The sequence below is a fragment of the Chitinophaga tropicalis genome (assembly GCF_009758205.1).
Lineage (GTDB): Bacteria > Bacteroidota > Bacteroidia > Chitinophagales > Chitinophagaceae > Chitinophaga > Chitinophaga tropicalis.
Map to the genome: position 1 here is coordinate 1 of NZ_WRXN01000011.1, position 13725 is coordinate 13725.

Annotated in this window: 10 protein-coding genes and 1 tRNA gene; 2 read left to right on the forward strand and 9 right to left on the reverse strand. The window is 44.0% G+C overall.

From position 1 onward, the window contains the following. Positions 1-289: 289 nt before the first annotated feature. The 3 genes from GO493_RS21640 to GO493_RS21650 all read right to left on the reverse strand — a co-directional run bounded on the left by GO493_RS21640 (position 290) and on the right by GO493_RS21650 (position 2067). A tRNA-Gln gene (locus GO493_RS21640) sits at positions 290-360 on the reverse strand. A 59-nt stretch (positions 361-419) separates the two neighbouring features. Then, on the reverse strand, positions 420-1463 hold the full coding sequence (locus GO493_RS21645; protein ID WP_157308330.1) for a glycosyltransferase family 9 protein: 1044 nt from the start codon (positions 1461-1463) through the stop codon (positions 420-422). 1 nt (position 1464) lies between these two features. Beyond that, positions 1465-2067 (reverse strand): DUF4254 domain-containing protein, encoded by a 603-nt coding sequence (locus tag GO493_RS21650; protein WP_157308331.1) that lies wholly within the window; start codon positions 2065-2067, stop codon positions 1465-1467. Between the two features lie 162 nt (positions 2068-2229). Between GO493_RS21650 and GO493_RS21655 the strand changes: the two genes are divergently transcribed. Then, entirely contained in the window at positions 2230-2760 is a 531-nt protein-coding gene (locus tag GO493_RS21655; RefSeq protein WP_157308332.1) for an RNA polymerase sigma-70 factor, read from the forward strand. Positions 2761-2767: 7 nt separating this feature from the next. Then, positions 2768-4156, forward strand: a complete 1389-nt coding sequence (locus GO493_RS21660; protein ID WP_157308333.1) for a S41 family peptidase — start codon at positions 2768-2770, stop codon at positions 4154-4156. An 80-nt stretch (positions 4157-4236) separates the two neighbouring features. Here the strand turns inward: GO493_RS21660 and GO493_RS21665 are convergent, their stop codons facing one another. The 6 genes from GO493_RS21665 to GO493_RS21690 all read right to left on the reverse strand — a co-directional run bounded on the left by GO493_RS21665 (position 4237) and on the right by GO493_RS21690 (position 13705). Next, entirely contained in the window at positions 4237-4920 is a 684-nt protein-coding gene (locus GO493_RS21665) for a hypothetical protein (RefSeq protein ID WP_157308334.1), read from the reverse strand. Between the two features lie 20 nt (positions 4921-4940). Further along, a complete protein-coding gene (locus tag GO493_RS31480; RefSeq protein WP_232538948.1) occupies positions 4941-5747 on the reverse strand; it encodes a hypothetical protein in 807 nt (268 codons plus the stop codon). 86 nt (positions 5748-5833) lie between these two features. Continuing rightward, positions 5834-7186 (reverse strand): hypothetical protein, encoded by a 1353-nt coding sequence (locus GO493_RS21675; protein WP_157308335.1) that lies wholly within the window; start codon positions 7184-7186, stop codon positions 5834-5836. Positions 7187-7238: 52 nt separating this feature from the next. Further along, the gene (locus tag GO493_RS21680; protein WP_157308336.1) at positions 7239-10523 is read right to left on the reverse strand and encodes a TonB-dependent receptor; all 3285 of its coding nucleotides are present in this window, start codon (positions 10521-10523) and stop codon (positions 7239-7241) included. 56 nt (positions 10524-10579) lie between these two features. Next, positions 10580-11527 carry a FecR family protein gene (locus GO493_RS21685; protein ID WP_157308337.1) on the reverse strand — a complete coding sequence of 316 codons (948 nt, stop codon included), beginning with the start codon at positions 11525-11527 and terminating at the stop codon, positions 10580-10582. Positions 11528-12280: 753 nt separating this feature from the next. Beyond that, positions 12281-13705: an APC family permease gene (locus GO493_RS21690; RefSeq protein ID WP_157308338.1), complete on the reverse strand. Its 1425-nt coding sequence runs from the start codon at positions 13703-13705 to the stop codon at positions 12281-12283. Positions 13706-13725 lie beyond the last annotated feature (20 nt).

Genomic DNA, 13725 nt, shown 5'->3' on the forward strand with positions numbered 1-13725 from the left:
ACTCTAAAAGTCCCTTTGGGAGAAGAAATTCCATTAACTGTCGATAGTTCTGATCCAAGTTGTTGCTTCTTAATGAGCTGCAAAAAAACAACTTTTTGATCTTCCCCCCAAGTTTTCAACTTGATCCGTAAGCCCTCTGGTAATCGAATAACAAAAGCACAAGCATAAACCCCATTATGCCAATAAAAATGAGAAGTGGAGACTTTATATTTTGCTTAGTTGATGTAGCCATCTGGTTAGGAGCGGGTAAGAAATAAAAAGCCTGCTACAAGAGCAGGCTTAATCTTTGTTGTCCCACCAGGATTCGAACCTAGACAAACTGAACCAAAATCAGTTGTACTACCATTATACTATGGGACAAGTCCACCGTATTTGGGATGGCGAAATTAGTAATTTTTCTTATTCCGCAAAAAAATGTTTTAAAATATCTTTTTCACCTTGTCTGTCACTGCTTCCGACGGGATCCATTCCATACAGGCATGATCTCCTCGAAAACAGGGCTTATTCCCGAATATAGAGCACGGACGGCATGAAAGGCTCTCCAACTGTACAATATTCTCCTCCCGCTGTCCAAATCCCATAAAACCGGCAAAAGGATGGGTAGCTCCCCATATTGATACTACCGGCACCCCAAATAATGAAGCCAGGTGCATATTCGCAGAATCCATACTGATCATAACATCCAGCTGGCTGATAATAGCCATTTCCTCCGCCAGTTTAAAACGACCCGCCACTACTATAGCTGCAGGATATTTTATAGCAAGCGAGGTGAGCTGTGCTACTTCCCCTGCTCCTCCTCCCATCAGGAGTACCTTCTGCCCCGGTTGAGCTACCAATGCAGCCAACACCTCTTCCATCTTCTCCAGGGGGTAGGTTTTCTCCCTGTAAGTGGCAAAAGGAGCCATTCCTATCCATTTATCGCCGTTTTTAGGCCCTGTCACTTCCATAATAGCCTCCGTAAGCGGGCGACGTGCAAATACAGGCTTAGCAGGATTAATGGTTACCGGAAGGCCTGACTGCCTGAATACATCAGCATACCTTTCAATAGTACTTCTCAGCGGTTTCAGCACCTTGGCATCCGGTCTGGCCAGTTCCTTTTTCTCAGTCCTTCCTTTGTCTATCACAGCCACTTTCCGGCCGCTGAGCCTGAAAAAAGTACGTATTATCTGGGAACGCAGTACCTGGTGCAGATCTGCCACAGCATCAATACGGTAAGCCTTGCTGATAGTCCTGTAAAGGCGGTAAAGGCCATTAAAGCCCTTATACTCCCCTTTCAGATCAGCCGGGAAGAAGATCAGCCGGGGAATACCGGCACATAACGCCCCCCAGTTCTTATTGGATACAAAAACGATCTGGATGTCCGGATGAGCCTCCAGGACCTGCTGCATGACCGGGATAGTCATAGCAACATCCCCCATGGCAGAGAAACGGATAGCCAGTATCGTCCTTAATTGTTCAGGCATATTATTGTCCCTTGTAAAGCACAGGGTTTAAGGAAGGATCATTGTACATCTTCATCTGCTTGTACACTTTCATGTATTTCCGTCCTTTGGAAATATCCTCCAGTAACAGCGTAATAGCGCTTCCCAGGTCTTTCCGCTGCTCAAGCAGTATACCCAGCTTGCGCTGACAGGCAGCACGGTGTTCTTCCGTAGCATCCGGGCGGGTAGCCTCTTCACGCATGTGATAGATCTTCAACGCCAGGATGGAAAGACGGTCTATGGCCCACGCAGGGCTTTCTGTATTGAGAGTAGCATCCGGTAATGGCGCCACCTCTTTATATTTTTCCAGGAAATAACTGTCAATATATTCCACAACATCGGTACGTTCCTGGTTGGAACGGTCTATCCAACGCTTGATCTCCAATGCTTTAACAGGATCTATCAATGGGTCCCTGATAATATCTTCCAGGTGCCATTGTACGGTATCGATCCAGTTTTTCAGATACAGCAGGTGCTCTATGGCTGTTTTCTCATAAGGATTCAGGATAGGCTGATCTACACTGTTGTGTACGTGGTAATCGGCGATGCTCTGATCAAATATTTTATTGCACAGTTCTGTAAACATGGGACAAATGTATATAAAATGAATAAATACTCCATTTTTGAAAAGTACCTTATGGCCTGCAGCCTGCCAGATCCCAAAATGAGATAGTAAGGACACTTAACATTCAAGTAACATCAACTGCTTACATTTATTTTCCATTATAGCAACCACATATCAAACTATATGTCTGATAACCCGTCCAGGATACTCTTTGGTCAATTATTTGAAGCTAATAAGGAAAAGGTGTACCGGTTTGCATATAAACTTACAGAAGACCGGATGCGTGCAGAGGAAATAACACAGCAATGCTTCATCAAACTTTGGGAAAACATGCACAAAGTGCAGGAGGGACAAGATGTTTTCCCCCTATTGTTCGTCTATGCCAAACACATTGTAATCGATGAAACCAGGAAATTCTACCGTGAAAGAAAAACGATGTCGCACATCTCCCGCAACCAGCCGGTGAGCAGCGGAGAAACAGAAGAAGATGCCCTCGTTAGAAAAGAATTTCGTCAGTATATGCAGAAACTGGTAGAACAACTACCGGAACAACGCCGCAATATTTATATCCTGAGCCGGGACAAAGGTCAAAGTCATAAAGAGATAGCCTCACAGCTTTCCCTCTCCCCTACTACCGTAAGAAACCATCTCAATCTTGCCCTGCAATCCATCAGGCGCGCTGTAATGGTACATTATGATATAGAACCTAAATAAAAGACATATGAGAATCCTGCTCCCACCCGGCAAAGTAGCCCGCTTTACCGGTATGGCGCTTCTCTTCCTTGCCTGCCGCAAAGAAGATGCCCCGCCAGCCGCACCCACTGGCCCCGTCAGTAAACAGGAACTTAATACCTGGATACTGGACAGCATGCGTTATTATTACCTGTGGAATACAGGCCTGCCTATTAAACCCGATACTCAGCTCAGTGCTATTAATTTCTTCAACAGCCTGAAAAAAACTACAGATACCTTTTCCCGGTTGATAGATCTCTCTGATCAGGCAGGTACAGTGCAAAAAGATATGCTGCATGCCTATGGCATAGATTATACCGTTATTTCAATCAACGATATACAACAACCCATAGGACTGATCAAATTTGTCATCCCCGGTTCAGCTGCTTACCAGAACGGATTACGCAGAGGCGACTATTTCACAAAGATCAACGGGAAACAACTCACCACTTCCAATGCCGCGCAACTGGAAAAAGAACTGATGAACGCCAATAATGGCACTATCACCAAAGCTGCTATCAACGGCTCTTCCGTTACAGATTCAGAAGAAGTGTCCATTGAAAACAGGTTGCTGCTGGAAAACCCTTTGTATGCCAGCAAGGTCCTAAACATCGGAAATAAAAAAACCGGTTATATCTTTTATAACTACTTCGATGATTATTACGACGATGCCCTGCTTACAGCATTCACAACATTCAAAAACAATAATGTTACTGAACTGATACTTGACCTTCGCTATAATCCCGGTGGCAGCCTTACAGCAGCAACAGCCCTGTCAGCCCTTATTGCGCCGGGCATTACAGAAAACAGCACCTTCATCAGGTACACAGGAAATAATAAAACAGGTAATCCGTCCATCTCCTTTAAAAGTCTGCTCTCCGTACCTCTGAGCGAAAAATATATTTCTTTCAGCACTCTCTCCGCCGGACGGCCCGCGCTCACCCGCGTTTTCATCCTCACTACTTCACTCTCTGCCTCAGCATCAGAAGCAGTTGTTAACAACCTGAAACCTTATATGCAGGTCATCACCATAGGAGAGCGCACTTACGGGAAAGATAAAGGCGCTGTGGTGATCACAGATATGCGGACTCCCAAAAGGATCACCTGGGCATTGTATCCTATTACTTACCTGTTATCAAATGCAAACGGAGAAGGAGGGTACGATAAGGGCATTGCTCCTGATCATGTCGTAGACGAACTGGGCACACAACCATTGTTACCTATAGGAGACACTGCCGATCCACTCATTGCCCGTGCTATCAGTATTATAACCGGAAATGGACGGACTGGCAGCAACGAACGCAATGTTATTGTAAAACCCTGGTATGACAGCCGTAAGAAAGCAAGTATGGAAAGCAGGGTGATCATTCCACGGTAAAAAGAAAAAAGAAGGGGTTAATCAAACAATGTTAATCGATCTTAATTGAAACATTCTATTCGCTACTGTTAATATTGGGGTTATTTCAGTCTCATATGAATACCGGTAACTACCGGCCTCACATTTATATCTTTGATAATCGTTCTGCTCCCAGTGCCATACAGGAACAATCCCGCTTTGAGACCGTCCCGCCTTATATAAGGATAAATGATCTGCAGGTTTTGTAATACGCCGGAACTATCTCCCGGCAACTGACCACCGTAAGCAAAACTCCCATTCATCCCCGGAAACACTTCCGTTACAGACAAGGCTCCGGCTACAGGTGCTTTGCCCAGCAACATGATTCCCATCTTCACCCTGTTGTAAATAATGCTGGTATCGCTGGCGGTTATAATAACGGGAGCATACTTTGTACCATTTGCTATCATTGTAGCTCCACGTGTTATGATCAATCCGCCTTCAACATCCTTACGGCTCCCTTTCAATACTTTCAGGACCGTACCCGGTTCAATATTAAGAGAGGCTTCATTGGTGATGCAAAGCCACCCATCTATGTACCAGGTACGGTTATTGGTAAGCAACGTATTCTCTCCTATCATACCTTTCAATGTATCTTCCGGAGGTATAGCATATAAGGCAGTAATGGGGTTTGTAACACCTTCATCCTCCTTGGAACAGGCTGCCAGCAGAAATAACAGGACCCCTATACAGGACCAGTGGCCTGACCATGTACGGCTTCCTTTATTTCTAACAATAGGGTTCATTGCAACATTAATTAGATTGATCAGTAGGATATCAGCCTGTTAGAAGCTATGTCGAAAACACCATCTCCTGCCATTGCTTCAATGCTGTTAATATAATGTTTCTCAGTACCCAGCGGCCCGCCTTCAAAGCTCAGGAAATATCCGGATGCAATGGTAGGATCAAAAGGCGTCGCCAGGTTTTCCAGCACATTGCCGGTAATAGGATCAAGTGGCTGAATGAAATAAACGATAGCAGGATCTGCAGTATCTTTTACTAACTGGAATGAAGAAAGCTCACCTCTCTTTATACTTTTGAATGTAGCCAACGTATCCATTTTGGTAAACTCAAATGTATTAGGGTCATAATAACAGGCGTATATCTGCATGCCCAGAGAATCAGGCAATATATCATTTGTATAAAAAAAACTCAGTGCCTTGCTGCCTTCAGGTATCTCTTCACCCTGTCCCCCTACAAGTATAGGAGCGCCTTCCGGATCTAGTTGCAGCAAGGTAATTGAAGCTGTCTGACCTGGTAATGAAAGTACGGTATCAATAAGCGTAGCTTTGGAAAAACGGTCCTTTACAAGGATATGCTGTTTGTCTTCAACCCGGGCAATTATCTTGGTTGCACTTTGTCCGTTATAAAGACTATCTGTTATCAGATCATCATTAACAGTTACACTGAATGCTGCTAATGTGTTAGAAGAAAAACTGGTTACAGTAATATTAAATACTTCCGTTGCCTTTACAAGCTCTCCATCCTTTTTGCAGGAATAAAACAGGCTGCTTGTACATGTTAAAAAAGCGATAATAAAAAATGTCTTTAAAGAAATAGATTTTCTGTTCATATCATTAAAAATTTAAACCCTATTAAATAAGCAGGTGATAAAATATCACCTGCTTATGCTGTCCAAGCATCTTTATTGAGGAAAAATTACAGACCTACGGTCCAGGTGTTCAACCATGATTTGCTGCCCTGAGGGAAAGCACCTCTGTAGGTAACACCAATAAAACCAGATGTTCCTGAGAAATCAGCACCTGTTCTTACAGGGCTGGTTGCTGTAGGATAAGGTTGGAACAATGCGCCGGTACCGTAAGGATTAGAAATACCGAAAGTTGTCTGAGGATTAGCACCGGTAGCGGTGGTATTGTCAGACGGCAGAGCAGTTACACCGGTAAATGCTGTTGTGAAACCATGTACGAAGTTGTCTGTGAAATTTGCTACATAAGCATCAGCACCACCTTCAAAAGAAACACCATTGTTATAACCCAGCAGTACTGAGTTTTTGATGATGTAGTTGGTAGCTCTTCTCAGACGCGCGCCGTTCAGAGTACCAGTGAAAGCAGCAGATGAAGAACCGGAGATCAGGGTCAGGTTAGAGATCTTCGCCTGGGTTAAAGGCAGCAGAGAACCATTGCCGGAACCGTTGTTGTCAGACTCGATACCATTAGCATCTGCATATGCAGCGCCGGTACCTGAACCTCTGCGAACACCCAGAAGGAACTGCAGTCTGCCGGTGTAGCCAAAGTCGAAATCAAAAATGTCATCGTTAGTGTTCAATGAAACCAGGTAGCTGGCGTTCACAGTACCACCAAAAAATTCGAAAGCATCATCTGCTCCATAAGCAGCCTCTACGTGATGCAGTTCAGTACCGCTACCAACACCACCTAAGGTAAGGCTGTTCAGTTCGTTTGCATCAGAGATAGCAGCACCTGCGTACAGGATACGAACAAAACGGAAGATACCGGAAGATTCTGTGTTGTAAGTAGTTGAAGCACTACCATAACCTACATTGATTCCGGCAGGTAAAGTTGGCAGGGAAATACCTTCAATAACAGGATCAGCTCCCAGCTGGTTCTGGTTGGTCTGAGCACGACCCAGAATAACCACGCCACCCCAGTCTCCTACTGCAGGCGTAGCCTCAGCAGAAGTGAAGATGATAGGAGCAGTAGAATCACCAAGTGCATTGATGGTAGCACCACGGGTTACTACCAGCGCAGAAGCTTCTGCAGGAGTAGCTTTCTTAATACCCTGGATAGTTACACCGGAATTGATGGTAATAGTACCGAGACTGTCTACATAAGTTTTGCCATTCAGGTAATAAGTTCCGCCACTTTGAAGTATATAATTATCTCCAGCCGGAATGACATTAGGTAATGTAGAACCAGAAGGTAATACTACATCAGCAGCGTTAACTGGTTTTGGGGCTGATTCCTGTGTGTCTTTCTTACAAGCGCCAAAAGCAAGCAGTGATAAAGCTCCGGCAGCCATCATGAATTTTTTCATGGTTAATTCTTTAGGGTTTTAAATAAATTGGTTTTATGTTGATGCTTGAACATTAGAAATTGTATGTGATATTAAAACTCACGTTCCTGCCCTTAAACCACTTGTGATAAGTAAAGTCAAGGTTTTTATTATAGGAAGTACCTTTCGGATCATTATTAGGATTGGGATTTTTTGCCTGGTCTTCAGGAGACCCCGGATCGAAAGCGCCACCACCAGAACTTGCAGGAGATGTTGCGCGTACATTCTGGTAAACCACATAATCCTGCTGGAACAGATCACTGATGTTAAACCTGATCTGCATCTTGTTTTTCAGTAACGCAGCGCTTAACTGGATATCCATCACATCACGGGGATTTTCATACTGGTCCTGCCATGGGTTAAAACCTCCATTTAAGATCCTTTTACCATAACGGTTGTAAGTCACATTCGCACCAATGATCTTACCGAAATAACCTATACCGCCATTGATCACATAAGGAGATAATCCCTGTAACGGACGGTTACGCTTGCCCGCCGGCGCCAGACCAACCGGAGCGCCTATATCTGAAGCCGCCTGCATCAGCGCATTCGCATTATATTCTACATCTGCCTTCATCCAGGAACCATTACCACTGATAAAGATGTTCTTCAGCCATCCTGATAACGGCGAGATAAACCCGAGAGATTTCCTGAAGTCTACTTCAATCCCTTTATTTGTAGATTTATCGAGGTTGAAATAGAACATGTTCAGCTGCGAACCTCCGGCTCCGGAAAGAATACCGATCAGCTCTACCGGGTCTTTAAACTGCTTGTAGAAACCGGATACAGAGATCACTTCACCCGGCCCCGGATAATATTCATACCTGATATCCATATTGGTGATCCTGGCATCCCTCAATCCCATAGCGCCTCTGTATACACTTCTATCCCTGAACTCATAGTAAACAAAAGGAGATCTTTCCCTGAAGTCAGCCCTCGCCAATGTCTTGGAGTAAGCAAGACGTACATTCATTGACTGGTTAAGATTGTAGATCAGATTGAAGGAAGGCAGCCAGTCCGTTCTGCGGTACTTCATAATAGAATCTACTGGCAAACCGGTTGCCTTATCATATGAAATACCATGCACGTCCATCGCATTATTCTCCATACGCACACCACCTATAAACCTGAAGCTCTTCAGGAAATTCAGGTCAGTCATGAAATATGCAGCATGCAGTTTCTGATCGCCGGTATAGTCTTCTCCCTCATCACCAGCGCCAACACTGGTAAACTTATATGTCAGGTAACCAGGCTTCAGCAGGGACTGTAACTGGTAATCTGCCAACCCAAATGACGCTTTGGCAATAGAGTCAGCATTGCCTTTAGGATCAGGCAGCAAACGTAAAGCGGTCGACTTAAAATCCGCCGTACGGAAAGCTCCTGCATATCCAACTTTGATCAGTTGATTAGCTCCCATCACCTGGAAAGGAACAGAGAAGTTGGCTGCAACATTCTTTCTTCTTTCCTTGAGGGAAGAGTTAAAGATGGCATTACCCCTGGTAATAAATCCATTCGCATCATTCAATACATACTCATAATAGCCCTTAGGCCCATAAGCCTGGTATCCGATAGATGAACGGGTATCCGGCTGGTCCCTGTTCACAGTAATATAATCTGCAGACCAGTCAAATTTCAGGTGCTTATGCAGCAGGTGCTCACCTTCCAGCCTGTTCTGCAATAGCTCATTGATCAGTACAACGTCCGAATAGTACTTCACATCGTCACCACCTTCTTTTGTAGTCACCCTGAAGTTGAACTCTTTACCATAATTCACATCAGACTCGTGACTGAATCTCCTGTTATACAGGTTCTTGAACACTATCTTATGCCCTTTGGTCTGGAAGCCGATATTGGCCACAGCCCCTATAGCGGTATTATAGTTATAGGTCTTTGCATCGTCATAATAATAGAAAGAAGGCTGATAACGTGTATTGTCTACGATGTTCTCTTCATGACGATAAGTAGCTGCCAGCGTTACTCCAATTGCTGAAGCATCATTCACCTTAAATTTCCTTCCTACTGCAAACTGGAAGTTTTGTACAGGTGTATAACTGTATTTGTGTAAGCTCCAGTTGTTAGGAATTTTTGCGTTCATCTGGCTGGTCTTCACATTATCTCCTGCCATCGCAGCTTTCCTGTACTCATCCCGGTTCCAGTCTTTTTCCCACCATGTACGGGTACCGTCGTCAAAGCCCCATTGCTCTTTATCGCCTCTCCTTAAAGAATACAGTGATTTCCCTGTACTATTGGTATTCCAGCCGCCTCCTACTGTAACAGTAGCGAATTTCTCTGCAGGAATATCCCTGGTATTTACCTGTACCAGTCCTCCGGCAAATTCCGCCGGCATATCCGGCGTAGCGGTCTTGTTCACTACTACGTTCTCAATCAGTCCGCTTGGCACAACATCGAAAGAAAAATTCCTCCTGTTAGGCTCTGTGCTGGGAAGGTTAGAGCCATTCAGCATTACGTTGTTGTAGCGTTCACTCAGACCACGTACAGTAACGAATTTATCTTCCTGTACAGTTAACCCGCTGATACGCTTTAATACCTGTGCAGCATTGTTATCAGGAGTAGCGCGGATCTGCTCTGCGCTGATACCATCAGATACCGCAGCATTGTTTTTCTGCATAGCATACAGCCCTTCTACAGATGCTTTCTGATAGTTAGCAGTTACTACCACTTCCTTCAATGCAGCACTGGATGGTGATAATACTATATTCAGCGGCGTATTCTTTTTCTCCGTTACTACCACATCTGTTATCCTTCTTGTAGTGTAAGAGATGAAGCTGAATTCCAGTGTATATTTTCCTGGCTCCAGCTCCAGGTCATATGTTCCGTCTACCTGTGTGATGGTGCCTTTACCACCTGTAACCTTTATAGTAACACCCGGGAGCAGCTCGTTTTTGTTGCTTACCACTTTACCGGTTATATGCCCCGTCACAACCTGTGAAGGTTTTTCCTGCACACCTTTTTTTATGATGATCTTGTTATCACTATAGATGATGTCCAGCGGCGCGCGCTCATCCAACCATTGTAATACTGCAGACAATTTATTGCTCTGCGTTGCCATTGCCTTTACCTGGCATTTCTGCAGGTATTCCGGATCATATACGAATGTATAATTGGTCTGACTTTGAAGTAACTTAACAATTTCCGATACTGATGTTGTCCCCGTTTTTACCTGTACTGTTTCCTGCAGATCAGTATATAACTGTGCTGCCAGTACGGATGATTGTCCACATATAAGAATAAATAGTTGCAGAATGATTGCAATGGGCATGACTCCCCCACCACAAAATCTGTGTGTAGATTTTTGCATTTTGTTTTGTCCGATTTTATTTAAGAATGCCTTTGTGGTAAAACTATATAGGTCTCCTATTTTCTTTTTATCGTATAGTGGTTATTCCGTTCATCAAACGTGTAGCTGAAGCTATGTACATATCCCAGCGCATCCAATATGCTGCTTACCGGTTGGGCTGCGCTGAAAGAACCTGAGATCATCCTGTTTCTGAGTGTTGTATCCCCGATAGAGATCCTGCAATTATAGCGGCTCTCCAGTAAAGCAAAAGCATCTGTAAGCAGGGTCCTGTCAAATATTACTTTATAATTCTTCCAGTCCAGTGTGGAAGTCTTATTGAAGGCGTATGGCTTCGCAGGCTGCAATCCTTCTTTATATTCCAGCATCTGTCCGGGTTCAAGCACATAATGGAAAGATCCTCCGCTGAGCGTATCTGTCACTGCCACTTTTCCTTCCAGGAGACTTACCTGTATTGAGCCATCTGCTTTGTTGCCTGTTGCTATATTGAAAGATGTACCTAATGCTGTTGTGATAAGAGCGGCTGTATGTACACGGAAGGGGAAGTCCGCATTTTTTCCCACTTCAAAATAAGCCTCTCCATTCAACCACAGATCACGGTTACTTACACTGAAATTCTTTTTATAGATAATAGTAGAATAAGCATTCAACCATATCTTCGAGCCATCGGCCATATGTACCAGGCGTATTGTATTACTGTTGTTACGGATCGTATCTGAAAGGTTTGCCATCTTTACACCGCTGCGCTGGCCTGCCTGCTGCCAGAGCCAGCCCAATAAGCTCATTAATACCAGTACGGCAGCTGCAACGCCATAACCGGGATGAATGGTCCGTACCTTTCCTTTTCCGGTTACCTGCTCTTCCTCTGCTTCTCTCTTCTTCTCTTCAAACCATGCATCCGTTTCAGATGCCCCTTCGTCTTCAAGCCAGGCTGCTACCAATTCGGCTTCTTCATCTGTACAAAGACCTTTAAAATATTTTTCCAGTAATTGAGAGCTTATTTTCATTGTTATAATTCTCGGTGGTCAATTGACTGTTTTATTTTTTGACCTGTAACAAAGAGAGTACGATTGTGAAGAAAGGATGTACCAATGAAAAAACGGAGTTTACAATTCCTTAACGTAGGAGCAAAAAAAAAGCGTAGGGTAGATACCTTACGCTTGTTGTTAAGATTGTCATGTGAATGTTCGAGAATGCAAATCGTGTAGGCTTTTAATGGTCATTCCTGGGCTTAAAGATGAATACATCTTCAGCCCCACCCAATGAGAAAATGCCTTGCCTAAAAATATCTTTATAGTGATTATTTTATTTGAATGTTGTTGTTGTTTGTCGGCATATAGTCTTTTAACGTTAATCCTTGCTCTTCAGTACATGTACATTTCTTCAAACAATGCTTACGAATATCATTCATACACACATCAAAGCAATGAATGTTTGAACGCATATTCCACCTTATACTTCTGCTTATTCTACGAGCCCCACTTTGTAGTGATTATATGATAGGCTCCCCTCCCTTATTAAATTCATTGTTTCAGCTAAAAACAATGTTATGTTGACAAAGGGTTTTCTATTCATACGTGTCGTTTCGTCAAGGGTTACTCACAAACCATTCCTCGAATCCGAAGTCTTCATGCAAATTACATCAATTCACTGAAAGTTCCACAGCAGTAGCATATTTTTTCAACCATTTTGCATACAACTTTTGTGTAAGGAAGGCCTTCTTTTGTCCAATATAGCTTTATGAACAGCTGATCAATAGATCAGCTGCTTTTCTGTGCCTTCATTGCTATATAGTACAGCGGGAAACCAATTATAATGATCACAAGACCGGATAAAGCATAGCTGCGCTCAAACACCAGCAGCAACAAAGCCAGCGCAGCTGCCACAATGATATACAACGATGGTAGCACCGGATAACCAAATGCTTTATACGGACGCGGAAGCTCAGGACGCTTCACACGCAGTACAAAGATGCCCGCAATTGTAATTACATAAAAGATCAGCACACCGAAGATCACCATGGTTAACAGGTCTCCGTAACGACCGGAAAGACATAACAGGGATGCCCACAAACACTGTATCCAAAGCCCTCTTTCCGGTACTCCGAACGTATTCAGCTCTCCCGCTTTTTTGAAGAACAGACCGTCCTGTGCCATTGTATAATACACACGGGCGCCTGAGAGTATCAGACCATTATTACAGCCAAAAGTAGAGACCATGATCATCACCGCAATGATCATAGAACCACCGGTACCAAAGATCTGTATTGCTGCATCTACCGCTACCCTGTCGTTACCGGCAAAAGCAACTTCATGCAGGGGCAATACAGCTATATACATGAGATTAGCACTTACATAAACAATGGTTACAAGTAGGGTACCGAGAAATAAAGCGCGACCAATATTCCTTTGCGGATTCTTAATTTCTGCCGCAATGAAAGTAATGTTGTTCCACGCATCACTACTGAACAATGAGCCTTTCATCGAAATAGCAATAGCACCAAACAAAGCCATTCCTGAAAGCACAGTAGTAGTAATCTGCCCGCCTGCATCTTTAGTGAGGCTCACTGCTTCCCAGGCATTGGCCCAGTTGGCGTTCCATACCTCGGCTTTAGCGCCCAGCAGGAATCCGAATATGATAAGACCAAATAATGATAACAATTTTGTGAGAGTGAAAACGGTCTGAATAACCTTGCCATTCTTGATACCACGGGTGTTGATCCAGGTTAACAACACAATAGAAATAATGGCCACTATCTGCGCTGCCGATATTTTTAAACCCACCAGTTCAACCAGTATATTCCCTTCACTGAACGCAGGGATCAGGTAAGCAGAAAATTTGGCAAATGCAACCGCTACCGCCGCAATAGTACCTGTCTGTATCACACTGAACTGCGTCCATCCAAACAGGAAAGCCACAAGCGGATTATATGCTTCCCGCAGGTATACATATTGCCCTCCGGCTTTAGGGAACATCCCTGACAGCTCTCCATAACTTACCGCCGCTATTATAGTCACAATTCCTCCTAACACCCACATCAGCGTAAGCCAGCCGGCAGAGCCAACATACCGTGTAATTTCCGCAGAAACGATAAAAACACCGGAACCGATCATAGAACCCGCTACGATCATTGTGGCGTCCAACAAACTAAGGCTGGGACGAAAAGATGAATTTTGGTTTTCCATATGTGAGTTATAATTACGAA

Bases quoted from the DNA above. Each gene is read 5' to 3' on its own strand.
- GO493_RS21665 (WP_157308334.1), bottom strand. From the start codon at position 4,920: ATGAACCCTATTGTTAGAAATAAAGGAAGCCGTACATGGTCAGGCCAC.
- GO493_RS21655 (WP_157308332.1), top strand. From the start codon at position 2,230: ATGTCTGATAACCCGTCCAGGATACTCTTTGGTCAATTATTTGAAGCT.
- GO493_RS31480 (WP_232538948.1), bottom strand. From the start codon at position 5,747: ATGAACAGAAAATCTATTTCTTTAAAGACATTTTTTATTATCGCTTTT.
- GO493_RS21645 (WP_157308330.1), bottom strand. From the start codon at position 1,463: ATGCCTGAACAATTAAGGACGATACTGGCTATCCGTTTCTCTGCCATG.
- GO493_RS21685 (WP_157308337.1), bottom strand. From the start codon at position 11,527: ATGAAAATAAGCTCTCAATTACTGGAAAAATATTTTAAAGGTCTTTGT.
- GO493_RS21690 (WP_157308338.1), bottom strand. From the start codon at position 13,705: ATGGAAAACCAAAATTCATCTTTTCGTCCCAGCCTTAGTTTGTTGGAC.
- GO493_RS21650 (WP_157308331.1), bottom strand. From the start codon at position 2,067: ATGTTTACAGAACTGTGCAATAAAATATTTGATCAGAGCATCGCCGAT.
- GO493_RS21680 (WP_157308336.1), bottom strand. From the start codon at position 10,523: ATGCAAAAATCTACACACAGATTTTGTGGTGGGGGAGTCATGCCCATT.
- GO493_RS21660 (WP_157308333.1), top strand. From the start codon at position 2,768: ATGAGAATCCTGCTCCCACCCGGCAAAGTAGCCCGCTTTACCGGTATG.
- GO493_RS21675 (WP_157308335.1), bottom strand. From the start codon at position 7,186: ATGAAAAAATTCATGATGGCTGCCGGAGCTTTATCACTGCTTGCTTTT.